Source organism: Kribbella qitaiheensis (assembly GCF_042657745.1).
In the GTDB taxonomy this organism is placed as follows: domain Bacteria; phylum Actinomycetota; class Actinomycetes; order Propionibacteriales; family Kribbellaceae; genus Kribbella; species Kribbella qitaiheensis.
This window is the reverse complement of sequence record NZ_JBHSKE010000022.1, coordinates 136,313-161,506: the sequence shown is the minus strand read 5'-3', so window position 1 is coordinate 161,506 and position 25,194 is coordinate 136,313. Positions and strand designations below refer to the sequence as shown.

The following is a 25,194-nucleotide window of genomic DNA, read 5'->3' as shown; positions in this document are numbered from 1 at the left end:
GGCTGGTTCTGCTGGACCTAGGTTGAGGGCGGCCTGGTTCGATGCGACATGCTGCGCGAGGCTCGGTCGCATGACTGATTGGGAACTGGGCAAGGTCCGTCTCGGCATCGACGGACCGGTGGTGGGCCGGCAGGGCTTCGGCGCGATGGCGATGAACACCGGGTACTACGGGCCGACCGACGAGGCCGCCGCGCGGGCGACGCTCGAGCAGGCGCTGGAGGTCGGGATCACGCTCTTCGACACGGCGGACGCCTACGGCGACGGCGCGAACGAGCAGTTCCTCGCGCCGTTCCTGGCCGCGCACCGCGACGAGGTGGTGATCGCGACGAAGTTCGGCCTCGCTGATCGGGCGCGGGGAATCGTGAACGACCCGGCGTCGATCCGCGCTGCCGCCGAGGCCAGCCTGCGCCGGCTGGGTGTCGACCAAATCGACGTGTACTACATGCACCGCCGCGACGTGAACGTGCCGATCGAGGAGACCGTCGCCACTATGGCCGAGTTGGTCAAAGCCGGCAAAGTAGGTCACCTGGGCCTCAGCGAGGTGACCGCCGACGAGCTGCGCGCCGCGTACGCCGTACATCCGATCGCTGCTGTGCAGTCGGAGTGGTCGCTGTTCAGCCGCGACATCGAGACCCAGGTCGCGCCGGCGGCTGCCGAGCTCGGTACTGCGCTCGTCCCGTACTCGCCGTTGGGCCGAGGCGTCCTCACCGGCGCGGTGCCCTCGACGGACCACCTCGAGAGCAACGACGTACGCCGGAGCATGCCGCGGTTCTCTGGAGGCAACGACACGGCCAACCACGACCTGCTGGCTCCACTGCGGGCTATTGCCGCTGCGCGTGGTGCGACGCTCGCGCAGATCGCGCTGGCCTGGTTGCACGCGCAGGAGCGGGTGTTCGGCCTTCCCGTCGTACCGATCCCCGGTACGCGCAGCAGCGCGCGGGTGGTCGAGAACGCGCGCGGCGCGCTCATCACGCTGACCGACGAGGAACTGGCGCAGCTCGAACCGCTCGCCGACAGCGTGGCGGGCAGCCGCTACGCCGACATGACGTTCACCTCGGCTGGACGCGAGTAGGTCTGGCAGGGCCAGGCTGAGTTGGGCCGCCGGGCATACGGTGGAAGGGTGAATGCTCAGCTCGGCGACTTCCTCCGGTCCCGGCGCGCTCGCCTCAATCCGGGCGATGTCGGCCTGGTGCAGCACGGACAGCGACGCGTGCCCGGTCTGCGGCGCGAGGAGGTTGCGCAGCTCGCTGGCGTGAGCAGCGACTACTACACCCGCCTGGAGCAGGGGCGCGGTCGGCAGGTGTCGGACGCGGTGCTGGACGCGATCAGCCGCGCGCTGCGGCTCACCACCACTGAGAACGCGTACCTGCACGACCTCGCCCGGCCCCAGCGCTCCGACGGCGGGTCGCGGCCGATCATCCGCGCCAGCGTGCACCAGTTGCTCGACAGCCTGCGTGATGTCCCCGCGATCGTGGTCGACTACCGGATGGTGATCGTCACGGCGAATGCCCTCGGCAACGCTGTGTTCAGCCTCACCGAGGATCCGCGGACGCGCGACCGGGCCCGGAAATTCTTTCTTGATCCGGCGTCACGCGACTTCTTCCCCGACTGGTCGGCTGATGCCGAGACCGTGACCGCCGAGCTCCGGGTCCAGACCGCGCGCCACCCACATGACCGCTGGCTCGCGGAATTGGTGGGTGACCTGAGCATCAACAGCCCTGAGTTCCGCGCGCTGTGGGCCGACCACACGGTCAAGGAGAAGACGTTGGGCCGGAAACGCCTCAACCACCCGCTGGTCGGCTCGCTCGAACTCACCTACGAGCGCTTGTCCATTGCCCAGGACAACGAACAGACCCTGATCACGCACCTCGCCGCCCCGGACTCGCCGACCGCCGAACGCCTCGCGATGCTGGCCAGCTGGACCGCCGCCGGGGATCTGCCGGTCAGGCCCGGGCGAGAACCTGCTCATCGGCCGTCTTCTTCTCGGCGTCCGGAGGCGCGTCCGTGATCGCACGTTCGCGCCGGGCCAGGAGGATGAACGGCAGAACGAGCAACTGGATGCCGGCGCCGACGACGTACGCCGGGCCGAAGCCCCAGACATCGGCCGCCTTGCCGAGCGCGGGCTGGATGACGACGCCACCGCCAGAGGCGAGCAGGTTGTCCGAGGACAGTACCGTCGCGCGCTGGTCCGACGGGATCAGGCCGTTGAGGAATGCCTGCCTGACCGGCATGGCGGCCGCGAACATGGTGGCCCAGATCGCCAGCAGCACGAGCGCCGCCCAGAAGTTCGACACCAGACCGATCAGCACCAGCGACACCGCGATGAGCACGGAGGTGATCAGCAGTACCGAAGTACGCCGCCGGAACGCCCGGCTCACCAGCGATGCCGAGGCGCCACCGGCGATCTGTGCCCCGGCGACAAGTGCAGCGGCCAGCCCGGCAATCGCGTACGAGTCGCTGCTGCCATAAAGCTCGAGCAGGTAGGGCTGGGCGGCGTAGAACCCGTACCCGCTGACGCCCGCGGCGAAGGGGGCGGCGAGCATCAACCACCGCACCGGCGGATTGCCCAGTCCGTGACGCATGGACGCCCGCAGGATCCCGCGCATCTCGGCGGTCACCGACACCCGCGGCTTCGGCGCGAAGCCGACATCATGCATCGCCCGCCACGCCACCACGAAGGTGAGAGCGAGCAGCACCGCCCGCACGACGTACGGCACACCGAGGTTGGTCGTCTGAGCCAACACCCCACCGGCGATCGTGCCACCCATCATGGCGACCCCACCAGCTACTTGGCCCTTGGCGAAGGCCGCCTCCAGCGACCCTTGATACCCAGTGGCGTTCAACCCATCCACAAGCCACGCCTCGGTGGCCCCACTGAAGAACGTGAACCCCAGCCCCAACAACACCGACGCCCCCGCCCAGGCGGCAAACGGCGCCTGCGTCTGCCACAGCAGCAGATACAACAACGTCGCCCCCACCAACGTGGCCGCCCCCAGCAGATACGACATACGCCGCCCGACGGTGTCGGCAACGACGCCCGTAGGCACCTCGAACAGCACCATCCCCGCAGTGAAGAACGCATTGGCCGCAAACGCCTCGCCCACACTCAACCCGGCATCAAGCAGGAAGAGCGTATTGATGCCCCAGATCATCGACGAAGCACTAGTCGACACCACCACGAGCACCAAATACGTCCGCATAACCCGCTCCGCCGGACCCTTCATCACGAGCCTCTTCCGTCGCATAGCCACCACCCAGAACTGGGCTGTCACCTGCAACGTCGGAGCAGGGACGTTCCCCTCGACGTCCCTGTTCAGAGGCAGCGCGTTTACAGCGACATGATGCGGTCGCACGAACCCGGGGTGGGTGGGTCGAGCGGCGACGCAGGAGTCGCGAAGCGGGCCGAAGTACCAGCTACTTCTGGTAGAGGGCTTCTACGTCTGCGGCGTGCTTTTCCATCACGATGTGGCGGCGGAGGGAGAGTTTGAGGGAGAGTTCGCCGTTCTCCTGGGTCCAGTCGGTTTCCAGGATGGTGAACTTCTTGATGCCTTCGGCCTTCGAGACCGCGGTGTTGGCGTCGTCGACGGCGGACTGGATCTCGGCGATCAGGTCCTTGTCGGTCGCCAGGGTGGACATGTCGTTGGGCTTGCCGTTCTTGGCGGCCCAGGCGCCGATCGTCTCGGGGTCGATGGTGACGAGGGCGGCGATGAAGGGTTTGCCGTCGCCGACGACCATGCACTGGCTGACCAGGGGGTGCAGGCGGATGCGGTCCTCCAGGACGGCGGGGGCCACGTTCTTGCCGCCGGCCGTCACCAGGATCTCCTTCTTGCGGCCGGTGATCTTGATGAAGCCGTCGACGTCGAACTCGCCCAGGTCGCCGGTGTGGAACCAGCCGTCGGCGTCGATCGCGGCGGCCGTGGCCTCGTCGTTCTTCCAGTAGCCGAGCATCACCTGGCCGCCCTTGAAGCAGAGCTCGCCGTCCTCGGCGACGCCGACGGTGACGCCGGGCAGCGGCTTGCCGACGGTGCCGATGCGGATGTCGTCGGGCAGGTTCACGGCCAGCGCGGCGGTGGTCTCGGTGAGGCCGTAGCCCTCCAGGACCGGTACGCCGATGCCGCGGAAGAAGTGGCCGAGGCGGTCGCCGAGGGGAGCGCCGCCGGAGACGGCATAGTCGACCTGGCCGCCCAGGACGTTGCGGAGCTTGGCGTAGACGAGCTTGTCGAACAGGGTGTGCCTAGCCTTCAGGCCGAAGCTCGGGCCACCCTTGTCGAGCGCATGGGAGTACGCGATCGCGGTCTCCGCGGCGGCGTCGAAGATCTTGCCCTTGCCGGATGCGTGCGCGGTCTGGCTGGCGGTGTTGAACACCTTCTCGAAGACGCGCGGCACGCTGAGGATGAAGGTCGGCTTGAACTCGCCGAGGTCCGCGACCAGGTTCTTGACGTCCGCGGTGTGGCCGACCTTGACCCGCATCATCACGCAGCCGACCTGGATGATCCGGGCGAACACGTGCGCCAACGGCAGGAACAGCAGGGTGGAGGCGCCCGTCAGCTTGAACAGGCCCGGCAGTACCTTCACCGCGGTGCCGAGCTCGTCCATGAAGTTCGCGTGGCTGAGCTTGCAGCCCTTGGGACGGCCGGTGGTGCCGGAGGTGTAGATCAGCGTCGACAGGTCGGAGGGGACGACCGCGGTACGGCGCTTGTCCAGTTCGGCGTCGGAGATGTCCTGGCCGAGCACGGTGAGCTCGTCGACCGCGCCGGACTCGATCTGCCAGACCTCTTGCAGCGAAGGCGCCTCGGTCCGGGCGGACTCGACGACGGCGCCGTGCGCGGCGTTCTCGACGATCGCGACGACGGCCTCGGAGTCGGTCAGGATCCACTGGATCTGGGACGCGGAGGACGTCTCGTAGATCGGCACAGTGGCCGCGCCGACGCTCCAGATCGCGTAGTCGATCAGGATCCACTCGTACCGTGTGGCACTCAGCAGCGCGACGCGGTCGCCGTGCTTCACCCCGGCCGCGATCAGGCCCTTCGCCACCCCGCTCACCTGGCGGGCGAACTCGGCCGCCGAGATGTCCAGCCAGCCGCCTTCGACCCGGCGGCTGAAGACCGCGGTGTCAGGATGGGAGGACGCGTTCGCCCAGACGGGATCGCTCAGGCTGCCGGTGGTCGGTGGCTCGATCACCGCGGGGGTGGTGTACTCACGCATTCCGCGTCTCCTCAGTCGGTCACGAATAGTCGACTCCGGCGCACGCTACAGTCACCTACCCGGAAGTAGCCAGATGAGAGTGACCCAGGGAACTAGCTATGCCATCGCTCGACATCAGTTGCGACGACTTGGTCGTTGCTGATCCAGCCTACGTCGCGGATCGTCTCGGTGAGGACACCCTCTGGCGCGAGTGGTGGCCCGAGCTGACCCTGACCCCGTCGGAGCGCCGCGGCCTGGAGGGCGTCCGGTGGGCCGTCACCGGCGCCGCGATCGGTACTGCGGAGTGGTGGCTCGAGCAGGTCCGCGACGGCGTGGTGGTGCACTGGTACCTCCGGGTCGACCCGGTACGCCGGACCGGCCGCCGGGGGCTCGCGAAGCTGCAGGAGCAGTACGTCGCGCGGTACCGGGACAACATCTGGCAGTTCAAGGACGAAGTCGAAGGTGGCCGCGCCGCGGGCGAGCGCAGGTCCGGCTGGGAACCCGCGATAGTCTCCGGGGAGGGCGGCGGCGCCCCTTCCAAGTCCCGGCAGCGGAGAGGTGAATCGATGGCAGAGCAGACCACCTCGACCATCGTCGTGAACGCGACCCCGAAGGCGATCATGGCAGTGATCGCGGACTTCGAGGCGTATCCGGAGTGGGCCGACTCGATGCGCGAGACCGAGGTGCTGTCCACCGACGAGGCCGGCCGGCCGAAACAGGTGCGGTTCAAGGTGGATGCCGGGGCGATCTCCGACGAGTACACGCTGGACTACGTGTGGTCCCGCAACGAGGTCACCTGGACGCTCGTCCAGGCCAAGATGGTGAAAGGCATGGACGGCGCCTATGTGTTGCGCGACCTGGGCGACGAGGGCACCGAGGTGACGTACCGGCTCGCGGTCGACGTGGCCATCCCGATGATCGGGATGCTCAAGCGCAAGGCCGAGAAGGTCATCATCGACACCGCCCTGAAGGGGCTCAAGAAGCGCGTCGAGTCCTGACCCGTGACCCGGGTTCTGCTGTACACAGGGAAAGGCGGCGTGGGGAAGACCACGTCCGCGGCCGGCACCGCCACGCTCGCCGCGCTGCGCGGCCTGCGCACGCTGGTGCTGTCCACCGATGCCGCGCACTCGCTGTCGGACGCGTTCGACAGCGCCGTCGGCCAGGAGCCGACCGAGATCGATGACCTGCTGTTCGTCCAGCAGATCGACGCGCAGCGCCGGTTCGAGCGCTCCTGGGGCGACATCCAGGCGTACCTGCGCTCGGTCCTGCACGTGGTCGGGGTCGACCCGATCGAGGCCGACGAGCTGACCGTGTTGCCGGGCGCGGAGGAGGTCCTCGCGCTGCTCGAGGTGCGTGACCACGTCCGCTCCGGCCGCTGGGACGTGGTCGTGGTCGACTGCGCCCCGACCGCCGAGACGTTGCGGCTGCTCGCGCTGCCGGAGGCGCTGAACTGGTACATGGACCGGATCTTCAACGTCGAGCGCAAGGTGGTCCGCACCTTCCGGCCGTTGCTGAGCAAGGCCGCCGGCATCCCGATGCCGGACGACAACGTGTTCGACGCGTTGCGCCGGTTGCACCGCGACCTGGCCGACATCCGCGCGCTGCTGGCAGGGCCTGACGCCTCCGTGCGGCTCGTGCTGACCCCCGAGGCGGTCGTGGTCGCCGAGGCGCGCCGCTCGCTCACAACCTTGTCCCTGTACGGCTACCGCGTGGACGGGGTCGTGGCGAACCGGGTGTTCCCGGCCGCCGGCGCCGACAACTGGCGGCGGCAGTGGGTCGCTGCCCAGCGCGGGATCCTCGAGGACGTCGCCGACTCGTTCCGCCCGCTGCCGATCTGGGAGTCGCCGTACCGCGCCTGCGAGCCGGTCGGTGTCGAGGAGCTCGCGGCCTTCGCCGTGGAGATGTACGGCAAGGACGACCCGTTCGCGCGGGCCACCGACGAGACCTCGCTGTGGGTGGATCGCCACATCGACACCGACGGCCGGACCTACACGCTGACCATGCCGTTGCCGCTGGCATCCGCCAGTGACCTGGAGCTGGCCCGGCACGGCGACGAACTGATCATCACGATCGGCTCGTACCGCCGGGTGCTGCCGCTGCCGGCCGCGCTGGCGCGGGGTGTCGTCGCCGGGGCACGGCTGGAGGACGGACGCTTGCAGGTGCGGTTCGCGCCTCGCGAGCCGTTGCCGAAGCCCTCCGAGCTGCCGCTCGGGACTGGCCCGCTGGAGTCGGCGCAGGGACTGGCCCAGCAGGAGCTGCTGCCGGAGGGGTTGGCACAGGAGATCCGGGAACAGATGAGCCAGCAGCTCGATCCCGGCCCGGCCGCGATCACGGAGGGAACCAGGTGAGCAAGGAGCCGGTGGGAACCGTCGCCGAGGAGGCCGCGAAGCTGTTCGCCGTCCTCCAGCAGGCCGCACGCCAGCAGGACCCAGCGCCGCCGCGGGAGGAACCCGAAGCGGACGAGCCGGCTGCGGCCGAACCCGGAGTACAGGACGAGCAGGAGCACGGTACGGCGCGCTGTGGTGCGGCTGAGTGCCAGTGGTGTCCCGTCTGCCAGCTGATCGCGAAGGTGCGGCACACCAGCCCGGAGACGATCGATCAGCTGTCGATGGCGGCTGCCGGGGTGCTCGGATCGGTGCGGTCGTTGCTGGAGGCCGCCGCGGAGGCTGCGCGACAGGCCCGTGCGGACGCGGAGGCGCGGACAGCCGGGGCACAGGACACGGAACGGCCCGCCCGGTCCCGGGTGGACAGGATCGACGTGAGTGAGGACCCCGAACCATGGGACTGAGCATCGGCATCGACGTCGGTGGTACGAAGATCGCCGCCGGTGTGGTGGGTGCGGACGGCAAGATCGGCGCCCGCGCGTACCGCGACACCCCGGCGGACTCCACCGACGAGACCGCGCAGGCGATCTGCGACGCGGCCGCCGAGCTGATCAAGGACCACGAGGTCGAGGCGGTCGGGATCGGCGCCGCCGGGTTCGTCTCCTCGGACCGCTCGACGGTGCTGTTCGCCCCGAACCTTGCCTGGCGAGACGAGCCGCTGGGTCAGCGCGTCAGCGAAGTACTGAAGGTGCCGGTCGTGGTGGAGAACGACGCGAACGCGGCGGCCTGGGGTGAGTTCGCCTTCGGCGCCGCGAAGCACGTCGAGCACATGGTCTGCGTGACGGTCGGTACCGGCATCGGCGGCGGCGTCGTGATCGAAGGCGAGCTGCTGCGCGGCGCACAGGGCGTGGCGGCCGAGCTCGGGCACATGCGGGTGGTGCCCGGCGGGCATCGCTGCGGCTGTGGCGCGCGGGGCTGCTGGGAGCAGTACGCCTCCGGCCGGGCGCTGGTCCGCGAGGCCAGGGCGCAGGCGGAGTCCGGCTCGCTGGCCGCGGCGCAGATGCTCAGCGTCTGCGGGATCACGGACCCGGCGGAGCTGACCGGCCCGATGATCACCGAGGCCGCTGCGATCGGCGACCCCTGTGCGGTCGAGCTGCTGGACGACCTCGGCCGGTGGCTGGGGGAGGGCCTGGCGAGTATCGCGACGCTGTTCGACCCGAGCACGATCGTGATCGGCGGCGGGGTCAGCGCGGCGAAGGAACTACTGTTGAAGTCGGCGCAGGTCGCGTTCGAGAAGAACCTGCCGGCCAAGTCCAACCGGCCGCACCCCAGCTTCGGCCTGGCGGAACTGGGCAACGACGCCGGCATCATCGGCGCCGCGGACCTGGCCCGCCGCCCGGCCGGCCGTTAGGAGGGTCGATGGCTCTGACACAGGCGTTGACGATCGGGATCGACATCGGTGGCACCAAGGTGGCCGCCGGAGTGGTCGACCCGGAGGGCAACATCCTGGACCGGTTACGCCGGGACACCCCGACGAAGGACCCCCGGGAGACCGAGGACGCGATCGCCGAGATCGTGCACGACCTGGAGTCGCGGCACGACGTGATCGCGGTCGGGATCGGCGCGGCCGGGTTCGTCGACGGCACCCGGTCGTCCGTGCTGTTCGCCCCGCACCTCGCCTGGCGGCACGAACCGCTGCGCGACGCGGTCGAACGTCGCCTCGGGCTGCCCGTAGTGGTCGAGAACGACGCGAACGCGGCGGCCTGGTCGGAGTGGCGCTTCGGCGGCGGCCAGGGGGAGAGTCACCTGGTCTGCGTCACGCTCGGCACCGGGATCGGCGGCGCGATCCTCAATGACGGCGCCCTGCAGCGGGGCAAGTTCGGCATCGCCGGCGAGTTCGGGCACATGCAGGTCGTGCCCGGCGGGCATCGGTGCGAGTGCGGCAACCGCGGCTGCTGGGAGCAGTACGCCTCGGGCAACGCGTTGACCCGCGAGGCCCGGGAGCTGGCCCTGTCCGGCTCCCCGGTCGCGCACAACCTGCTCCGCGCGGCGGACGGTGATCCCCGCAAGATCAACGGTCCGATGGTGACCGAGCTGGCGAAGGACGGCGACCCGGTCGCGGTCGAGCTGCTCGAGGATGTCGGCCGCTGGCTGGGCATCGGCCTGGCGAACCTCGCGGCCGCGCTCGACCCCGGCACATTCGTCATCGGCGGCGGCGTCTCCGATGCCGGCGAGTTGCTGCTCGCTCCCGCCCGGGAGGCGTTCAAGCGCACGCTGACCGGCCGTGGATTCCGCCCGGAGGCGCGGATCGTGCGCGCCGTACTGGGTCCGGAGGCCGGCATGGTCGGGGCCGCGGACCTCGCCCGCGAAGAGGCCACCTGGCTGCGGCGGGTGCGGGTCAAGACGACCGCGGTGACGGCGAAGACCGCAGCCCGCAGCGGCCGGTCCACCCGGCTGGAGCGGGCCGCCCGCAAGTCGGTCGGCCGACGTACCGGGATGCGTACCGCGGCACCGGAGCCCGAGCGGGAGTTGCAAGACGAGTCTGAGGTATGACGGCAGGCCCGTCGCTGCGGGTGCTGTCGTACAACGTGCACCGCTGGGGTGATGATCGCGACGCGCTAGCCCGGGTCGTTCGCGCCTGCGCGCCCGATGTCGCACTGATCCAGGAGGCGCCGACCTGGTGGGGGACCAGGCGCAAGCGCGAGGCGATGGCGGCGACGTTCGGCCTCCGGTACGTCGCGGCGTCCGCGCGCAACGCGATCCTGGTTGCCGACGGCACCGAGCTTGGGGATCCCTTGCACTGGCGGGTCTGGCGGCCGTTCGTACGCCGCCGCCTCCGGCTGATCGCCACCCAGCTCCCGGGCGGAGCGGTCGGCGGCCGGGTCAACCTCGGCGGCGTGGACCTCGCGATGGTTGTGTGTCACCTCGGACTCCACATCGGAGGTCGCCAGCGCGAACTCGAGCAGGTGCTGAAGGGCTGCAACTCCTTCAACCTGCCCTACCTCCTCGTCGGCGACCTCAACGAGGAACCGGACGGCCCGGTCTGGGAACGCCTTGCGGCTGAGGGACTGACCGACCTCGGCGCCGAGGCCGGCCCGACGTACCACTCGAACAACCCCGTCAAGCGAATCGACGGCGCGCTGCTCTCCCCGGGCCTCGACGGTCACGTGATTCCGCTCGACTCGGTCGAAGGGGTCACCCGCGACGACCTGGCCGCGGGCTCGGACCACCTGCCGATGCTGCTCGAGATCAGCCCGGCTGGAACTCCAGCAGCGGATCGCTGACAGCCTCGCGCCAGTCATGGAGGCAAGTGCAGCAAGCACTGCTTCCGCACCGCAACTGGTTATCGGAAACCCTTTGTGTGCTGGGGATCCCGGCGGCAGGATGGCGGGATGAGCGAGCTGAAGAGACCGGTTGTGCTGGTGACGGGAGTGGGTCGCCGGGTCGGCATCGGGGCCGGGATCGCGGAGCGGCTGGCGGCGACCGGGTGGGACGTCGCCTTCACCTACCTGAGCCGGTACGACGACCGCATGCCGTGGGGCCAGGACACCGCCGCCCGCGACGAGATCACCGAGGTGCTCGAGACGCATGGCGCGCGGGTGTTCACGGTCGAGGGCGACTTCGAGAACACCGCCGCGCCGGCAGAGGTGTTCCGCGCGACCAACAAGGCCCTGGGACCGGTGCAGGCACTGGTGATGTCGCACTGCGAGTCCGTGGACAGCGGGATCCTCGACACCACGATCGAGAGTTTCGACCGGCACTTCGCGGTGAACGCCCGGGCCGGCTGGCTGCTGATCAAGGCATTCGCCGAGCAGTACGCCGCGCCGTACGGGGACGGCCGGATCGTGGCGCTCACCAGCGACCACACGGTTCACAACCTGCCGTACGGCGCGAGCAAGGGCGCGCTGGACAGGATCACTCTCGCGGCAGGTCAGGAGCTCAGCCACCTTGGCATCACCGCCAACGTGATCAACCCCGGCCCGATCGACACCGGCTGGATGACGCCCGAGATGGTCGAGCAGTTCACCGCCGAGAACCCGCTGAAGCGAGCCGGCCGGCCCACTGACACGGCGAATCTGGTCGCCTTCCTCTGCTCACCCGAAGGCGGTTGGATCAACAGCCAGCTCCTGACCAGCAACGGCGGCTGGCGGGCGGGCTAGGCCTTCCTGCGGTTCAAGAAGGCGAGCATCGCCTCCTGGGCGGCGGGGGAGCCGAACAGTCCGGCGGAGAGCTCGGCCAGGTCGGTGCCGCGGGCATCGATGTCGGCGAGGAGCTCCCGGTTGAGCAGCTTCTTGGTCTCCCTGAGCCCCTGCGGCACACCCTTGAGCAGTGACTTCAGTACTGCGGCCAGCGCGGCGTCCAGGTCGTCGTCCGGGACGGCGCGGGTGACCAGCCCCAGCCGGGCCGCCTCGGCGCCGCCGAATCCGTCGCCGGTCAGGAACGTCAGAGACGCGGCGCGATCGGTCAGCCGGGGAATCACGGTGAGGGAGATCGTGGCAGCGACGAGCCCGAGCCGGACCTCGGTCAGGGCGAATGTGGAACTCTCACCGGCGACACTGATGTCGGCGGCCGCGACGATCCCGATCCCCCCGGCACGCACCGGCCCGGCCACGCGAGCCACCACGGGCTTGGAGTTCGCCACGATCGCCCGCTGCACGTCCACCATCCGCTGGGCGCCGACCCCCATCCCGACCGTCGTCGCCTCGGACAGGTCGGCACCTGAGCAGAACACGTCGAGCGCGGAGCGGATCACGATCACCCGCACCGCGTCGTCGGCGTCAGCGGCCGCCAGGTGAGCGAGGAGCTCGCTGGTCAGCTGCTGGGAGAGCGCGTTCTTGTTGTGCGGCGAGTCCAGCGTGATCGTCGCAACGCCCTCGTCGACACCCAGGTGCACCAGTACGGTCATACCGACATCCTGCCCGCTGCAGGTCCGCGTCGCCGTAACCAGCCCCACACGCGGCTAGTCGACGTACAGGCAGAACGGATGGCCGTCCGGGTCGAGCATGACCCGCACGTCCTTCTGAGGCTGGTACGCCGCCAGTTCGGCGCCGGCCTCGACCGCGTGCGAGACCGCCTCGTCCAGGTCGTCCACCTCGAGGTCGAGGTGGATCGACATCTGCGGCTTGCCCTGCTCGGCGGGCCACACGGGTCTCTCGTAAAGCTCCTCGCGCTGGAAGGCCAGGTTGTACCCCGCCTCCTTGGACGGTGCCAGGGTCACCCAGTCGGGTTCGTCGGCATGCAGCGTCCAGCCGAGCAACCGCTGGTAGAAGCGGCCGAGCTTCTGTGGGTCCGGCGAGTTGAGCGCGACGCCGAACCAGTGCGCCTTCGTTCTCAGTGCCATGCCCCCAGCCTGGACCAGACCACCGACAGTTTGGCCGCCAGAGAACTACTTGCTGTCTCCTGTGTAGTCGGGGGCCAGTTCACGGGCGAGGTGCTCGATGAACAGGCCGACGTCGGTGACGATGCCGCGGGCCTGCGAGGAGCCGCGGTCGGCCAGCTTCGTCACGGTCGCCGGGTTGATGTCCACGCAGGTGAGCGGGATCGAGGCCGGCAGGATGTTGCCGGTAGCAACGGAGTGGAGCATGGTCGCCGCCATCAGGCAGTAGCCGACGCCGGGCAGTTCGGCCCGCATGGCGCGCTGGCCCTCCAACACGTCGGTGTAGACGTCCGGCAGCGGGCCGTCGTCACGCACCGAGCCGACCAGCACGAAGCTCTTCCCGTTCTTCACCAGCGAGTGCATCACGCCCGAGGTCAGCACGCCCTTGTCGACGGCCTCGGCGATCGAGCCGGCCTTGCGGATCGTGTTGATCGCGCGGATGTGGTGCTCGTGACCGTGCTCCACCCCACGACCGCGGGCCAGGTCGACGCCCAGCGACGTACCGTAGAGCGACGACTCGATGTCGTGCGTCGCGAGCGCGTTCCCGGCGAACAGCACGTCGACGTACCCGGCTTCGACCAGGGCGACCATGGCCGGCGCGGCGCCGGTGTGGACGATGCCGGGACCGCCGACCCAGAGCACCTTCTGGCCGTTCGCCTTGGCCTCGCGCATGCCGTCCGCGACCTGCATGACGAGCACCCGCTGGGGCTTCTCGCTGGACACGTCGGACTCCATGAAGCCGAACGACTCCTCGGTGTTCGCGACCAGCGGGGGAGTGACCTTGACGCCCTGCGCGCTCGAGATGATCCTCATCCCGGCCTTCACCTCGGACATCGGGATGGTCCGGACCGATTCGCCCTCGACCAGCAGGCCGCAGTCCATCTCCGGGTTCCGCACCTGCACCCAGTGGCCGCTCAGCCGCACGCTGGTCGGCAGGTTCGTGGTGGAGTAGAAGCCGTCCGGGAAGACGCCGTCCTGGGTCACCTCGGAGATCTCCGGCGTGCCCGGGTCGACCAGGTTCGCGCCCTTGGTCTGGATCCGCATCAGCAGCCGCTGCAGGGCTTCCTCGTCCTCCGCGCCGACCGTCATCCGGACCGTCGACGGGTCGTCCTTGTCGTAGCCCAGGTCGAACCGGTCCAGCGTGTACTCGCCGCCGTACCCGCGGATGTCGTCCAGGACGCGGGACAGCAGCCCGGAATCCATCAGGTGGCCGGTGATCTCCACCGTCTCGGTGACCTGCACGGGTGCCTCCTCCGCCTCAGCTCGTCGGATTGTCCGACGATCCGAACTCTAGCGTCAGACGACCGCGCCGTCGTCGGGCGTGTCATCTGGTGGAAGGCGGTCCTTCATCCGGATCACCAGGGTGAGGAAGCCGGCGATGAAGCCGACCACCGCGATCGTGGTGATCCGGCCGGTGCCGAAGTCCAGCAGCGCGGCCAGGATCAGCAGCACCGGGCCGCCGAGCAGGCCGAGCCAGGCGGCCCGGCTGATCCAGTCCAGCTTCGGTCCGCGCGGCGGTTCCGGCGGGACGAAGTGGTCGTGCGGGTCCTCGGTCCGGCGGGCCGGCGGTTCCTCGGGCGGGTCCTCGTCGGTGTCGCCGACGACCAGCCCGGCCGGTACGTCGATCAGCGGCTCGTAGTTCTCGTCCACGTCCTCGCTGGCCGGCCACCGCGGTTCCGGGTTCGCGTCGTGCCCCGGCGCGGACGGCGCGTTGAACTGCTCGACCAGCGACGCCCGCTCGGCGTCCTCGGTACTGCGCTCGATCACCGCGCGAGCGTCGTCCTCAGCACCAGAGGCGACGAAGATCTCCTCGAAGCCGGCCGGGATCTTCGCCGCGGCCTCATCCGCCTTCGCGGGCGCCGGACTCGGGGTCTCGGCGGTCGACGTGCCTTCGCCGGCGGGCTCGGCCTGGGCCTCGGCGGCCGACGGACCGGGCTCGCCCGGCGCACCGGAGTACGCGGCGATGCCGGCCTCGGCCAGCGCGGCGAGGACGGGCTCGGCGACGAGCGGATCGATCCCGCCCAGCGACGTGTAGGCCGAAGCGGTCAGGCCGTTGTCACGCATCGGTACCGACCCGCCGGATGAAGGCCGTCGAGTCGGCGAAGATGCGCGGTGCGTCGTTGTCCAGAGTGGCCACGTGATAGCTGTCCTCGAGCAGGGTCTCGGTCACGTCGCGGGACGAGATCGACGCCAGCACCGTCCGGCCCGAGCTCGGCTCCACGACGTGATCGACAGTACTGCGGAACAGAAGAACCGGCTGCGTCACCTTGCCCAGATCGTCCCGGGTGAGCTGCCAGAGCTGCGACAGCGAGTGGAGCGCGCGCAGCGGCATCCGGTCGTAGGCGCCCTCGTCGACACCGGGTTTCTTGATGTCGTTCGAGATGCCCGGGAAGGACGGGACCAGCCGCTGCAGCACCGGGAGCAGCACCAGCCGCTTGTCGTCGGTGCGCACGGACGGGTTGACCAGGATCAGCCCGGCGATGTCGGCGCCGTGCTCCTCGGCCAGCCGGAGTGTCAGGCAGCCACCCATCGACAGCCCGGCGACGAACACCCGATCGTGCTCCTTGCGGAGCCGCTCGAGCTCGTTGTCGAGGACGGCGTACCAGTCCTGCCAGCGGGTGGTGTTCATCTCCCGCCAGTGAGTGCCGTGCCCAGGCAGCCGCGGTACGGCGACGCCGTACCCCTCGGCGGCGAGGTGCTCGGCGAATGGGCGCATCGACCGCGGTGATCCGGTGAAGCCGTGGCTCAGCAGGATCCCGGTCGAGGCGTTCTCACCGGATCCTGGGCTGCGGAACTCTTCCGCATGAGCTTGCACTGGCACGGGTGCTCCTAGACGGTCGCGGACATCCTGAGACGCCAATGGTCGCAGCCGCGGAGCCACCCGCCCACCCCGGCGCGGGTGTCGTTCGGGTCTCGTGACCGACGTCGCACCCAGTCTGCAACCAGATGCCAACACAGAGTGCTACTCGCGTATTCCTGGCGGTGACGTTGCCCGAGGAGGAGAGTGGAACGTAGGGTGTCGGCCGAGTGACGGAGGTGAAGGCGTTGCTGTACCTGTTCCTCAGGCGGTTCTTCGTCGGACCGATTACGAAGCTCCTCTTCCGTCCCAGGGTCGAGGGGCTGGAGAACATTCCCTCGTCAGGGCCGGCGCTGCTGGTCAGCAATCACCTGGCCTTCTGCGACTCGGTGTTCCTGCCGGTCGCGGTGCCCCGGCAGATCGTCTTCCCGGCCAAGTCGGAGTACTTCACCGCGCCCGGGCTGAAGGGCCGGCTGGTCGCCACCTTCTTCCGCTCGGTCGGGCAGATCCCCATCGACCGGTCCGGCGGCCGGGCCTCGCTGGCCGCGCTCAACACCGGTCTGGAGATCCTGCAGAAGGGCGAGCTCTTCGGCATCTACCCCGAGGGCACCCGCTCACCGGACGGTCGGCTCTACAAGGGCAAGACCGGCGTGGCCCGGATGGCGATCGTGGCCGGCGTGCCGGTCATCCCGGTCGCGATGATCGACACCGAGAAGCTGAACCCGCCCGGCACGGTCTGGCCGCAGTGGCTGATCCGCGAGCCCGGCCGGCGGCTGCCGCGCCTGGTCCGTCCCGGCGTCTCGATCGGCAAGCCGCTGGACTTCTCCCGCTACGAGGGGATGGAGCGCGACCGGTTCGTGCTGCGCTCGGTCACGGATGAGATCATGTACGCGCTGATGGAGCTGTCCGGCCAGGAGTACGTCGACATGTACGCCGAGAAGGCCAAGGAGCTCATCAAGGCCGGCGAGTCCGTCGACGACCACATCAAGCCCCGCCACGGCGACACCAAGGCCTCCTGACCGTACCGGTGGAGACCGATCTGAACGTGCTCGGCGAGCCGTTGGAGGAGTGCGGCACCGACCCGATCACCGGGTTCTTCCGCGACGGGTGCTGCACCACCGGCCCCGAGGACCTCGGCAGCCACACGGTCTGCGCGGTGATGACCACGGAGTTCCTCGCCCACCAGAGCGCGGTCGGCAACGACCTGGTCACCCCGCGGCCCGAGTTCGGCTTCGCGGGGCTCAAGCCGGGCGACCGCTGGTGCGTAGTCGCTGCGCGCTGGCTGCAGGCGTACCACGCGGGCGCCGCCGCTCCGGTGGTCCTCGCCTCCACCCACGCCCGATCCCTCGAAACCATCCCGCTGACGGTCCTCCGCAGCCACGCGGTCGACGTACCGCCGGATCCCAGCTCGCTGGCCAGGTGAGACGGGAACGCGGGCCTGGGGACGGCTGGAATAGGGTTGGGCCATGCAATTTGCCACGTTGAGTGCGGGGGTCGTGCCCGGGGTTCCGAGTCTCGAGGAGCTGCGGGCGCTGAAGCCGCTGCAGCAGCCCGAGTGGCCGGATCCGGTGGCGCTGGACCAGGTGATCGGGCAGCTGAGGAAGTTGCCGCCGCTGGTGTTCGCCGGTGAGTGCGACGACCTGACCACCAAGATCGGGGCCGTCGCGCGCGGTGAGGCGTTCATGCTGCAGGGCGGGGACTGCGCCGAGACCTTCGACGGGGTGACCGCCGAGAACATCCGGGCCAAGCTCCGGGTGCTGCTGCAGATGGCCGTGGTGCTCCAGTACGCGGCGAGCGTGCCGGTGGTGAAGGTCGGCCGGATCGCCGGTCAGTACGCGAAGCCCCGCAGCTCCGGCGATGAGACCCGCGACGGCGTCACCCTCCCGTCGTACCGGGGTGATGCGGTCAACGGGCTGGAGTTCACCGAGGAGTCGCGGATCCCGGATCCGGAGCGCCTGCGCGGCGTCTACAACGCGGCCGCCGCCACGCTGAACCTGACCCGCGCGTTCACCACCGGTGGGTACGCCGACCTGCACCAGGTGCACGCCTGGAACACCGACTTCGTGAAGTCCTCCCCGGTCGGGCAGAAGTACGAGCGGCTCGCCTCCGAGATCGAGCGGGCGCTGGCCTTCATGCGGGCCTGCGGAGCCATCGCGGACGAGTTCAAGACGGTCGACTTCTACGCGTCGCACGAGGCGCTCATCCTCGAGTACGAGCACGCCCTGACCCGGATCGACTCCCGCACCGAGCAGCCGTACGACGTGTCCGGCCACCTGCTGTGGGTGGGGGAGCGCACCCGGCAACTGGACGGGGCGCACGTGGAGTTCCTGGCCTCGCTGACCAACCCGCTGGGCGTGAAGATCGGCCCGACCACGACCCCGGAGTACATCCGGGCCCTGATCGACAAGCTGAACCCGAAGGGCATCGAGGGCCGGCTGACCTTCATCACCCGGATGGGCGCGGGCAAGATCCGCGACGGGCTGCCGCCGCTGCTGGAGGCCGTCCGCGACCACGGCTCGCCGATCGCCTGGGTCTGCGACCCGATGCACGGCAACACCTACGAGACCCCGAACGGCTACAAGACCCGCAACTTCGACGACGTGATCAACGAGGTACAGGGCTTCTTCGACGCGCACGAGCAGGTCGGCACCTGGCCGGGCGGCATGCACATCGAGCTCACCGGCGACGACGTCACCGAGTGCCTCGGCGGCGGCGAGGCATTGGTCGCGGAAGACCTGGTGAACCGGTACGAGACGGCCTGCGACCCGCGGCTGAACCGGCACCAGTCGCTCGAGCTCGCCTTCCTGGTGGCCGAGCGGCTGCGGAGCGCCCAGGCATGATCGACCTCCGCTCCGACACCGTCACCAAGCCCTCGGCGGGGATGCTGGCCGCGATGACCAGCGCCCCGGTCGGCGACGACGTGTACGGCGAGGACCCCACCGTCACCGAGCTCGAGAACGAGATCGCCGCGCTGCTCGGGCACGAGGCCGGGTTGTTCACGGTGACCGGCTCGCTGGCCAACATCCTCGGCGTCCGCGCCCTGGCGGCTGCGGGCACCGAGGTGCTCTGCGAGGCGAGCGCGCACATCGCCCGCGCCGAGCTGGGCGCCCACGCCGCGATCAGCGGCATCACCACTCGCACGTGGAGCGCACCCGGCGGCCAGATCGACCTCGACCAGATCCGCGCCCTGATCGCCCCCGACCTCGGCCCGTACTTCGTGACGACGTCCGCCGTGTCCGTCGAGAACACGCACAACTTCGGCGGCGGCACGATCCAGACCTCATACGACTTACTCGCTGACGAGCTGGAGGTGCTCGGTCTGCCGCTTCACCTGGACGGGGCTCGGCTGTGGAATGCGTCGGTGGCGTCCGGAGTACCGCTGTCGGCCTATGCGTCTCGCGCTGCGGCTGCGAGTGTTTGCCTGTCGAAGGGACTCGGTGCTCCGGTCGGCTCCGTTTTGGTCGGCTCTACGGAGCTGATCAAGGAGGCGCGGGTCTGGCGGAAGCGCCTGGGCGCGGGGTGGCGGCAGGCCGGCGTACTGGCTGCCGCGGGTCTCTACGCGGTACGGAACAACGTCGAGCGCCTGGCCGAGGACCACGCCCACGCGCGGCAGATCGCCGAGCTGCTGGCAGACGCCGCACCCGGCTCGGTCAAGCCCGACCAGGTGGACACGAACATCGTCGTCGCCGACATCGCAACCACCGGCAAATCAGTCGCCGAGGTCATCGAAGCAACCAAAGCCCAGGGAGTCCTGATCGGCGGAGTAGGCGCCACCCAACTCCGCCTGGTAACCCACCTGGACGCCTCAGCGGCGGACTGCCGCCAGGCCGCCGAAACCATCGCCCGCCTCCTCCAGTAATCCGCGCCGGCAAGGTTGGTCTCGGGCTGGCAAGTCCCGCGGGCTAGCTGCGGTTGATTGTGGCGAGCCAAGCTGGTGCGCCGTTGTCGTCGTGGAATCTCGTCTGGACTCGGTCTGGTTTGATGGCGGCGAGGTTCCATCCCGTGCTGGAGTTGAAGGCTGTTCTCAGGTCTTCCTGAGTGACGGGGTGCGGGCCGGTGTCGGGGCCGTCGTCGCTGAAGCACAACACGTAGAGGGTCCCGTCGTGCTCGGTCACCGACGCGAGACTCGCGACGTATCCAGGTCGCTCGTCGCTGATGAAGGTGTGGAACAGCCCGCAGTCCAGCACCGTCTCGAACCGGCGCCCCAAGCGGTCCAGGTGGAAGGCGTCAGCCGTAGCGAACTCAGCCTCGATCCCACGGTCCTCGGCCTTCGCTCGGGCCATCGCCACTGCCGTCTCAGCCACATCAACGCCCAGAACCTTGAATCCCAACCCGGCGACATGGAGGGCGTTCTCACCGGTCCCGCAGCCTGCATCTAGGACCGCTCCGGCGATCGCGCCTTCGGATGCCAAACGCACTATCGCCGGCTGCGGATGGCCGACATCCCAAGGCGCAGGGTCATCGTCGTGGTACGACGCGTCCCACGGCCGTCCCGTCAGTCGTTCGTGACTGGTCGGCTGCCGCCCGCCGAACGGATCGTCAGCGAGGTTCCCTGATCGCTCAGACAACGTCGTCCCCTTCCTCCACCCGAGCTTGCTTCCCCATCGTGGCACGCAAACTGAGTGTTGGCTCAGTCGTGGATTCCGGTTGCTGGCAATCGGTTTCCTCTGGCCGGGATCCACGAATGAGTGACCGCTCATCGGCAAGGCTCCGATGTCGTTCACCCCGGGAGTGGGAGCCCGCCGGGCACTTTGGTGTAGCCGAGTTGCTCGATGACGCGTCCGCCGCTCACGCGGCTCACGTTCACGCCGAGCACTGATTCCGCGTCCGTGGGCCCGAAGCGGTAGCGCCACCGGACCGTTGCCCAGGCGCCATCGGAGAAGACGTGGTCGACCTCGAAGGTGCTGGCCTCGTCGGCCATCAGCTCCGCCCAGAAGTCCACGCACGCCTCCTTTCCGACGTACGCGGTGCCGTCCGGTGCCGGTTGCGCCGACACCATCAGGCACTCGTCGTGGACCAGCGCGGCCATCGCCTCGGTGTCGCGGCGCCGGAAAGCGTCGTTGAACAGGCGGATGGTTTCGGCGGTCTCAGTGGTCGAAGGAGCGTCCGGTGCAGTCATTTCGAGGATCCTCCAGGAGTAGACTGATTGGTCTATCGGTACCGTATAGACCGATCGATCTACTTTGCAAGGGGAGAGAGCCGAATATGAATGGCAAGGCCGAGACCGCGGGGCCTCGGGAGCGACTGCTCCTCGCTGCCGAGAGACTCCTCTACTCGCGTGGCGGCTCGGTGGGCGTGAGCGCCTTGCTGGAGGAGGCGAACGTCGCCCGTAGATCGCTCTACGAGCACTTCGGCGGCAAGGACGGCCTGGTGGCCGCTGTGCTACGTCGTACCGCCGATGAGGATCTGGCGTGGTACGAGAGCGCTCTGGGTGACGGTGATTCGCCCCGAGGCCGGCTCCTGGCGCTGTTCGACCGGCTGGACGAGCTTGTGTCGAACGCGGACTTCCGCGGCTGCCGGTACCTTGCGATCGACCTAGCCTTCGCGGATCAGGACCATCCGGCCCATGCCGAGACGGATGCGTACCGGGGGCGGATCCGTGCCCTGCTGGTCCGCGAGCTCGAGGCCCTCGGTCATGCCCGGCCCGAGCACGCTGCGGAGCAACTGCACCTGCTGATCGAGGGAACACTGGTCATGGGCGCCACCCAGAATCAGCAGCACCCCGCCCGGGCCGCCCGAGACCTCGCCGCGATCGTGCTAGACGGCTAACCTCGTCGACACTTGTTGCGTACACCCGGGTGAGTGTTGGCTCAGTCGTGGATTCCGGTGGCTGGCAATCGGTTTCCCCAGGCCGAGATCCACGAATGAGTGACCGCTCATCGGCATGGCCGCCGATGAGCTGCCGTCGCCCCTCGAACGCGTCGAGCAGCGTGAGCGGCCCGTCGGGCCCGATCAGCGGGGTCTTGGCGTCCATCTCGACCATGGTTAGGCGCCGCCGGGCCGCGGCGCACTGCCGCGAGATAGGCTGCGGTTGTCGGGTCGGAGCGTTCGGGGAGAGCCGTGCGAGAGATCGTCGTGTTCAGCGGAAGTGCCCATTCCAGTCTTGCCGAGCAGATCTGTAGGGATCTCGGCGTGCGGCTGTCTCCGGTGGAGATCCATCGGTTCAGCAATGACTGCTTACAGGTTCAGTTGCAGGTGAATTGCCGCCAGCGCGACGTGTACATCGTCCAGCCGCTGGTTCCGCCGACGCAGGAACACTTGATGGAGTTGCTCCTGATGATCGATGCGGCGCGCGGCGCGTCGGCCGCGCAGATCACGGCGGTGATCCCGCACTACGCATACGCGAGATCCGACAAGAAGGACGCCTCGCGGATCTCCATCGGCGCCCGCCTGGTCGCCGACCTGCTGGTCGCGGCCGGGGTCGACCGGGTGCTGACGATGACGCTGCACGCGCCGCAGGTGCACGGGTTCTTCTCGGTGCCGGTGGATCACCTGACGGCGATCGGCGTACTGGCGGAGCACTTCCGCGGTACGGACCTCACGAACACCGTCGTGGTCAGCCCGGACCTGGGCAATGCGAAGACCGCAACCCAGTTCGCGCGGCTGCTCGGGCTGCCGGTGGCGGCGGGTAGCAAGCAGCGGTTGTCCGACGACCGGGTCGTGATCGACGCGATCGTCGGCGACGTGGCCGGCAAGCGGGCGATCATCCTGGACGACGAGATCGCCACCGGTGGGTCGATCATCGAGCTGCTCGACCGGCTGAAGGATCTCGGTTGCACACAGGCGGCGGTGGCGACCACGCACGGCCTGTTCGCGGGCAAGGCGGTCGAGCGGCTGCGGTCGCACCCCTCGATCACCGAGGTGATCAGCACCGACACGGTGCCGCGGCCGGACGGTTTCCCCGAGCTGCAGGTCAGCTCGGTTTCGGGCCTGTTTGCCGAGGCGATCAAGCGCATCCACGAGGGCGAGTCCGTCAGCAGCCTCTTCGACGGCGTCGACCCGACGCACGCGCCACCACAGCCCAAACTGCCCTTCTAGAAGTCGATCCGCATCACATAGCGCCTGAGCGTCGGATGGCTGACCTCCAGGAAGCCGGCCTCCTCGAAGACGCTGTAGCTGCCTACGTACAGCTCGCCCCAGGTCACCTCTTTGCCGGCCGGCGGCATCATCGGGTACGCCTCCAGCGCCTTGGCGCCGCGTTCACGGGCGAAGTCGATGGTGGCCCGGGCCAGGCCGTAGGTGACCCCGCGGCGGCGGTAGCCCACCCGGGTGACGATGCACGAGACGACCCACACGGAGTCGTCCTCCTTGTCCTCGTTCCGGCCGGCCCACGGCACGCGGGTTCGCCCGAAGTACTTCGGGTACGCCGTCCGCGGCTCGACCGCGCCCCAGCCGACGGGTTCGTCGTCGAGGTAGGCGACGATGCCGCTCGTAGTACGGGCGTCCGGGTTGTCGCAGTTGGTCTGTTCGCGCAGGGATGCGGCGCGTTCCGCCTCGGTGGTGGTCTGCCACATCCAGCCCGGCGCCTTGAACCGCTGGCAGTGGCATTGCCCGGCATCGCTGGTGCCGAAGACGGCCCGCAACTCCTCCCAGGTCGCTTCGTTCGCGGGCTTGAACGTGAGCTTGTCGTCGATCACGTCCGGCAGATTACTATCGAACGCGGACGATCCCCTTCCGGGAATGCGGGTTTACTAGTGATCGTGGACGAGACGAGCCCCACTGCCAAGGCGTTGCTGGCGCTCGAGTTGATCCAGAACAGCCCGGGCGTCACCGGCGAGCGGTTGGGCCGACGGCTCGGCGTCACCGACAGAGCGGCCCGCCGGTACGTCGGGATCCTGCGCGAGGCCGGCATCCCGATCGAGTCCACCCCCGGCCGGTACGGCGGGTATCGCGTCGGCCGGGGATTCCGGCTGCCGCCGCTGATGTTCTCCACGGCAGAGGCGCTCGGGTTGATGATGGCCGCACTCGAGGGACACCACCGGGCGTCGGACCCGGCCGATCCGGCGGGCAGCGCGCTCGACAAGATCATCCGGGTCCTGCCGACCGCCGTCGCCGAATCGGCCGAGGCGATCCGCCAGTTGATCGCCACGCCCAGAGGCGACGAGACCGCCTATCCCGACCCGGAGACCACCGCCGCGCTCGTCCAGGCCTGCGTCAACCGCCACCGGCTGCGGCTCGGCTACCGCCGCGGAGACGACGACCTGGCAATGGAGGTCGACCCTTGGGCGGTCTCGATCCGCCACGGTCGGTGGTACCTGCTGTGCTGGTCCCACACGAAGAACGCCCGCCGCGTACTGCGGGTCGACCGCGTCACCACGATCGACGTCCTGCCGGACACGTTCGTCCCACCGGCGGACCTCGATCCGATCCGGGCGATCCTGGAGCACTTCTCGGAGGGCTGGAAGTACCAGGTCGAGGTCCTCATCGACGCGCCGATCACGGACGTCGAGCGATGGATCGCCCGCAACCTCGGCCGCCTGGAGGAGGTGGACGCCACCCACACCCGCCTCTTCGGCAGCACCGACGAACCGGACTGGTACGCCTACCGGTTAGCAGGAATCCCGGTCGCCTTCCAGGTAGTCAACCCACCCGAACTCCGCGACGCCATGCACACCCTCGCCCAGAACCTGCTCAACGCAGCCGGAACAGCGGGCGGACGCTAGCCAAGCTCGAATGTCGTGGTCCCGAAGATCCCGTCCTGGTCGACAACGGGAGCCGGTCCCGCGTACATCCGGGCGCACTCGAAGACCGGCTCGAACCCGAGCCCCTCGACCAGCCTGATCGCCTTCCGATTGACGTCAGGAACATCGATCGCCACCTCGACACCCGACGCGAGACCGCTCACCAGCGCCAGCGCGATCTCATCCGAAGCCGCATAGAGCGGGCCGATGCGCATCCCCGACTCGGCCGCCCGAAGCACCCCGAAACCAACCAGCCGACCATCGCGCAAAGCCGCCAGCGACGTATGACCGGGCAGGCCCACCCACAGAGACAGGAACGCGTCCCGCTCAGCAGGAAAGAACCGCCGATCGTAAGCGGCCAACTCCCGGAACGGCACCGACCGGCCGTCGACCAACTCGACGTCGCTGGAGCCGGCGTCCGCTGCGGGCACCCCGGCGTACCGGACATGCGTGAAGGCCCGTCGGAATCCCGACTTCTGGTAGTTGTCCTGCTGGTCGACGACGCCGTCCAGCCCGACGGTCCGCCCGGCGAGCAGTTCCATCACCGCCTGCCACAGCCGGAGGCCGTAGCCCCGAGCACGCAGATCCGGCCGAACGAGGTAGAACCCGAGGAAGCCGTAGTCTGCGCCGTACCGAACGCCAGAGCATGAGGCAACCAGTTCATCGTCCAGCCGGCCGACGAGGTAGCCGGCGGGATCGGCCGCCGCGAAGGCCAGGACGTCGGACTGCCCTGGGTTCCATCCCTCGTCGGCGGCCCACTGCCGCAGGGTCAAGAGGTCGGCTGTACTCGCCGTCGATATCCGGAGATCGCCCACCTCTCGACCCTAGCGG

At 69.1% G+C, this 25,194-nt stretch carries 28 protein-coding genes; 16 read left to right on the top strand and 12 right to left on the bottom strand.

The annotated features are described in order from the left end of the window. Positions 1–70: 70 nt before the first annotated feature. Complete coding sequence (locus ACFPJ1_RS19095; protein WP_380105584.1) at positions 71–1,072, top strand: aldo/keto reductase; 1,002 nt, start codon at positions 71–73, stop codon at positions 1,070–1,072. Between the two features lie 48 nt (positions 1,073–1,120). Beyond that, positions 1,121–2,008, top strand: coding sequence for a helix-turn-helix transcriptional regulator (locus ACFPJ1_RS19090; protein ID WP_380105582.1), 888 nt, complete (start codon positions 1,121–1,123; stop codon positions 2,006–2,008). On the opposite strand, the gene ACFPJ1_RS19085 is transcribed toward ACFPJ1_RS19090, so the two are convergent. Next, on the bottom strand, positions 1,944–3,200 hold the full coding sequence (locus ACFPJ1_RS19085; RefSeq protein ID WP_380105580.1) for an MFS transporter: 1,257 nt from the start codon (positions 3,198–3,200) through the stop codon (positions 1,944–1,946). The genes ACFPJ1_RS19090 and ACFPJ1_RS19085 overlap by 65 nt on opposite strands. 214 nt (positions 3,201–3,414) lie before the next feature. Beyond that, entirely contained in the window at positions 3,415–5,205 is a 1,791-nt protein-coding gene (locus ACFPJ1_RS19080; protein WP_380105579.1) for an AMP-dependent synthetase/ligase, read from the bottom strand. A 98-nt stretch (positions 5,206–5,303) separates the two neighbouring features. Between ACFPJ1_RS19080 and ACFPJ1_RS19075 the strand changes: the two genes are divergently transcribed. The 7 genes from ACFPJ1_RS19075 to ACFPJ1_RS19045 all read left to right on the top strand — a co-directional run bounded on the left by ACFPJ1_RS19075 (position 5,304) and on the right by ACFPJ1_RS19045 (position 11,668). Continuing rightward, positions 5,304–6,182, top strand: coding sequence for an SRPBCC family protein (locus tag ACFPJ1_RS19075; protein ID WP_380105577.1), 879 nt, complete (start codon positions 5,304–5,306; stop codon positions 6,180–6,182). 3 nt (positions 6,183–6,185) lie between these two features. Continuing rightward, the gene (locus ACFPJ1_RS19070; RefSeq protein ID WP_380105576.1) at positions 6,186–7,532 is read left to right on the top strand and encodes an ArsA family ATPase; all 1,347 of its coding nucleotides are present in this window, start codon (positions 6,186–6,188) and stop codon (positions 7,530–7,532) included. Then, positions 7,529–7,972: a hypothetical protein gene (locus tag ACFPJ1_RS19065; RefSeq protein WP_380105574.1), complete on the top strand. Its 444-nt coding sequence runs from the start codon at positions 7,529–7,531 to the stop codon at positions 7,970–7,972. The genes ACFPJ1_RS19070 and ACFPJ1_RS19065 overlap by 4 nt, the downstream gene beginning before the upstream one ends. Then, positions 7,963–8,919, top strand: coding sequence for an ROK family glucokinase (locus tag ACFPJ1_RS19060; protein ID WP_380105573.1), 957 nt, complete (start codon positions 7,963–7,965; stop codon positions 8,917–8,919). Before ACFPJ1_RS19065 ends, ACFPJ1_RS19060 begins: the two co-directional genes overlap by 10 nt. An 8-nt stretch (positions 8,920–8,927) precedes the next feature. Beyond that, the gene (locus ACFPJ1_RS19055) at positions 8,928–10,061 is read left to right on the top strand and encodes an ROK family glucokinase (protein ID WP_132187946.1); all 1,134 of its coding nucleotides are present in this window, start codon (positions 8,928–8,930) and stop codon (positions 10,059–10,061) included. Continuing rightward, positions 10,058–10,792 carry an endonuclease/exonuclease/phosphatase family protein gene (locus tag ACFPJ1_RS19050; RefSeq protein WP_380105571.1) on the top strand — a complete coding sequence of 245 codons (735 nt, stop codon included), beginning with the start codon at positions 10,058–10,060 and terminating at the stop codon, positions 10,790–10,792. Before ACFPJ1_RS19055 ends, ACFPJ1_RS19050 begins: the two co-directional genes overlap by 4 nt. A gap of 108 nt (positions 10,793–10,900) precedes the next feature. After that, positions 10,901–11,668, top strand: coding sequence for an SDR family oxidoreductase (locus tag ACFPJ1_RS19045; RefSeq protein ID WP_380105569.1), 768 nt, complete (start codon positions 10,901–10,903; stop codon positions 11,666–11,668). On the opposite strand, the gene ACFPJ1_RS19040 is transcribed toward ACFPJ1_RS19045, so the two are convergent. The 5 genes from ACFPJ1_RS19040 to ACFPJ1_RS19020 are packed head-to-tail and all read right to left on the bottom strand — an operon-like array spanning position 11,665 to position 15,706. After that, a complete protein-coding gene (locus ACFPJ1_RS19040) occupies positions 11,665–12,414 on the bottom strand; it encodes an enoyl-CoA hydratase-related protein (protein ID WP_380105567.1) in 750 nt (249 codons plus the stop codon). The genes ACFPJ1_RS19045 and ACFPJ1_RS19040 overlap by 4 nt on opposite strands. Positions 12,415–12,468: 54 nt before the next feature. After that, positions 12,469–12,849 carry a VOC family protein gene (locus ACFPJ1_RS19035; protein ID WP_380105565.1) on the bottom strand — a complete coding sequence of 127 codons (381 nt, stop codon included), beginning with the start codon at positions 12,847–12,849 and terminating at the stop codon, positions 12,469–12,471. A gap of 45 nt (positions 12,850–12,894) precedes the next feature. Continuing rightward, positions 12,895–14,127, bottom strand: coding sequence for an ornithine cyclodeaminase, nickel-pincer nucleotide-dependent (locus tag ACFPJ1_RS19030; RefSeq protein WP_380105563.1), 1,233 nt, complete (start codon positions 14,125–14,127; stop codon positions 12,895–12,897). A gap of 54 nt (positions 14,128–14,181) precedes the next feature. Next, a complete protein-coding gene (locus ACFPJ1_RS19025; protein WP_380105561.1) occupies positions 14,182–14,949 on the bottom strand; it encodes a hypothetical protein in 768 nt (255 codons plus the stop codon). Further along, the gene (locus ACFPJ1_RS19020) at positions 14,942–15,706 is read right to left on the bottom strand and encodes an alpha/beta hydrolase (protein WP_380105559.1); all 765 of its coding nucleotides are present in this window, start codon (positions 15,704–15,706) and stop codon (positions 14,942–14,944) included. Before ACFPJ1_RS19020 ends, ACFPJ1_RS19025 begins: the two co-directional genes overlap by 8 nt. A gap of 206 nt (positions 15,707–15,912) precedes the next feature. On the opposite strand from ACFPJ1_RS19020, the gene ACFPJ1_RS19015 reads away from it, so the two are divergent. The 4 genes from ACFPJ1_RS19015 to ACFPJ1_RS19000 are packed head-to-tail and all read left to right on the top strand — an operon-like array spanning position 15,913 to position 19,541. Further along, the gene (locus ACFPJ1_RS19015) at positions 15,913–16,701 is read left to right on the top strand and encodes a lysophospholipid acyltransferase family protein (RefSeq protein WP_380105557.1); all 789 of its coding nucleotides are present in this window, start codon (positions 15,913–15,915) and stop codon (positions 16,699–16,701) included. Positions 16,702–16,709: 8 nt separating this feature from the next. Further along, entirely contained in the window at positions 16,710–17,105 is a 396-nt protein-coding gene (locus ACFPJ1_RS19010; RefSeq protein ID WP_380105555.1) for a DUF2237 family protein, read from the top strand. 43 nt (positions 17,106–17,148) lie between these two features. Continuing rightward, on the top strand, positions 17,149–18,522 hold the full coding sequence (locus ACFPJ1_RS19005) for a class II 3-deoxy-7-phosphoheptulonate synthase (protein ID WP_380105553.1): 1,374 nt from the start codon (positions 17,149–17,151) through the stop codon (positions 18,520–18,522). After that, on the top strand, positions 18,519–19,541 hold the full coding sequence (locus ACFPJ1_RS19000) for a threonine aldolase family protein (protein WP_380105552.1): 1,023 nt from the start codon (positions 18,519–18,521) through the stop codon (positions 19,539–19,541). The genes ACFPJ1_RS19005 and ACFPJ1_RS19000 overlap by 4 nt, the downstream gene beginning before the upstream one ends. A gap of 43 nt (positions 19,542–19,584) precedes the next feature. Here the strand turns inward: ACFPJ1_RS19000 and ACFPJ1_RS18995 are convergent, their stop codons facing one another. Continuing rightward, positions 19,585–20,382, bottom strand: coding sequence for a class I SAM-dependent methyltransferase (locus ACFPJ1_RS18995; RefSeq protein WP_380105549.1), 798 nt, complete (start codon positions 20,380–20,382; stop codon positions 19,585–19,587). A 20-nt stretch (positions 20,383–20,402) separates the two neighbouring features. Then, complete coding sequence (locus tag ACFPJ1_RS18990; RefSeq protein WP_380105547.1) at positions 20,403–20,801, bottom strand: nuclear transport factor 2 family protein; 399 nt, start codon at positions 20,799–20,801, stop codon at positions 20,403–20,405. Between the two features lie 86 nt (positions 20,802–20,887). Between ACFPJ1_RS18990 and ACFPJ1_RS18985 the strand changes: the two genes are divergently transcribed. Next, positions 20,888–21,451, top strand: a complete 564-nt coding sequence (locus tag ACFPJ1_RS18985) for a TetR/AcrR family transcriptional regulator (RefSeq protein WP_380105545.1) — start codon at positions 20,888–20,890, stop codon at positions 21,449–21,451. On the opposite strand, the gene ACFPJ1_RS18980 is transcribed toward ACFPJ1_RS18985, so the two are convergent. After that, positions 21,375–21,704, bottom strand: a complete 330-nt coding sequence (locus tag ACFPJ1_RS18980; protein WP_380105707.1) for a DUF899 family protein — start codon at positions 21,702–21,704, stop codon at positions 21,375–21,377. The two genes, ACFPJ1_RS18985 and ACFPJ1_RS18980, sit on opposite strands and share 77 nt — an antisense overlap. A gap of 38 nt (positions 21,705–21,742) precedes the next feature. Between ACFPJ1_RS18980 and ACFPJ1_RS18975 the strand changes: the two genes are divergently transcribed. Then, entirely contained in the window at positions 21,743–22,720 is a 978-nt protein-coding gene (locus ACFPJ1_RS18975) for a ribose-phosphate diphosphokinase (RefSeq protein ID WP_380105543.1), read from the top strand. Here ACFPJ1_RS18975 and ACFPJ1_RS18970 read toward each other — a convergent pair. Next, entirely contained in the window at positions 22,717–23,319 is a 603-nt protein-coding gene (locus ACFPJ1_RS18970) for a GNAT family N-acetyltransferase (protein ID WP_380105541.1), read from the bottom strand. The genes ACFPJ1_RS18975 and ACFPJ1_RS18970 overlap by 4 nt on opposite strands. A gap of 63 nt (positions 23,320–23,382) precedes the next feature. Here ACFPJ1_RS18970 and ACFPJ1_RS18965 point away from each other — a divergent pair, with 63 nt between their 5' ends. Beyond that, the gene (locus ACFPJ1_RS18965) at positions 23,383–24,345 is read left to right on the top strand and encodes a helix-turn-helix transcriptional regulator (RefSeq protein ID WP_380105539.1); all 963 of its coding nucleotides are present in this window, start codon (positions 23,383–23,385) and stop codon (positions 24,343–24,345) included. On the opposite strand, the gene ACFPJ1_RS18960 is transcribed toward ACFPJ1_RS18965, so the two are convergent. Continuing rightward, positions 24,342–25,178 (bottom strand): GNAT family N-acetyltransferase, encoded by an 837-nt coding sequence (locus tag ACFPJ1_RS18960; RefSeq protein ID WP_380105537.1) that lies wholly within the window; start codon positions 25,176–25,178, stop codon positions 24,342–24,344. The two genes, ACFPJ1_RS18965 and ACFPJ1_RS18960, sit on opposite strands and share 4 nt — an antisense overlap. Positions 25,179–25,194 lie beyond the last annotated feature (16 nt).

Bases quoted from the DNA above. Each gene is read 5' to 3' on its own strand.
- ACFPJ1_RS19000 (WP_380105552.1), top strand. From the start codon at position 18,519: ATGATCGACCTCCGCTCCGACACCGTCACCAAGCCCTCGGCGGGGATG.
- ACFPJ1_RS19025 (WP_380105561.1), bottom strand. From the start codon at position 14,949: ATGCGTGACAACGGCCTGACCGCTTCGGCCTACACGTCGCTGGGCGGG.
- ACFPJ1_RS19080 (WP_380105579.1), bottom strand. From the start codon at position 5,205: ATGCGTGAGTACACCACCCCCGCGGTGATCGAGCCACCGACCACCGGC.
- ACFPJ1_RS19085 (WP_380105580.1), bottom strand. From the start codon at position 3,200: ATGCGGACGTATTTGGTGCTCGTGGTGGTGTCGACTAGTGCTTCGTCG.
- ACFPJ1_RS19055 (WP_132187946.1), top strand. From the start codon at position 8,928: ATGGCTCTGACACAGGCGTTGACGATCGGGATCGACATCGGTGGCACC.
- ACFPJ1_RS19075 (WP_380105577.1), top strand. From the start codon at position 5,304: ATGCCATCGCTCGACATCAGTTGCGACGACTTGGTCGTTGCTGATCCA.
- ACFPJ1_RS19095 (WP_380105584.1), top strand. From the start codon at position 71: ATGACTGATTGGGAACTGGGCAAGGTCCGTCTCGGCATCGACGGACCG.
- ACFPJ1_RS19040 (WP_380105567.1), bottom strand. From the start codon at position 12,414: ATGACCGTACTGGTGCACCTGGGTGTCGACGAGGGCGTTGCGACGATC.
- ACFPJ1_RS19050 (WP_380105571.1), top strand. From the start codon at position 10,058: ATGACGGCAGGCCCGTCGCTGCGGGTGCTGTCGTACAACGTGCACCGC.
- ACFPJ1_RS19045 (WP_380105569.1), top strand. From the start codon at position 10,901: ATGAGCGAGCTGAAGAGACCGGTTGTGCTGGTGACGGGAGTGGGTCGC.
- ACFPJ1_RS19060 (WP_380105573.1), top strand. From the start codon at position 7,963: ATGGGACTGAGCATCGGCATCGACGTCGGTGGTACGAAGATCGCCGCC.
- ACFPJ1_RS18990 (WP_380105547.1), bottom strand. From the start codon at position 20,801: ATGACTGCACCGGACGCTCCTTCGACCACTGAGACCGCCGAAACCATC.
- ACFPJ1_RS19035 (WP_380105565.1), bottom strand. From the start codon at position 12,849: ATGGCACTGAGAACGAAGGCGCACTGGTTCGGCGTCGCGCTCAACTCG.
- ACFPJ1_RS18995 (WP_380105549.1), bottom strand. From the start codon at position 20,382: ATGAGCGGTCACTCATTCGTGGATCCCGGCCAGAGGAAACCGATTGCC.
- ACFPJ1_RS19005 (WP_380105553.1), top strand. From the start codon at position 17,149: ATGCAATTTGCCACGTTGAGTGCGGGGGTCGTGCCCGGGGTTCCGAGT.
- ACFPJ1_RS18985 (WP_380105545.1), top strand. From the start codon at position 20,888: ATGAATGGCAAGGCCGAGACCGCGGGGCCTCGGGAGCGACTGCTCCTC.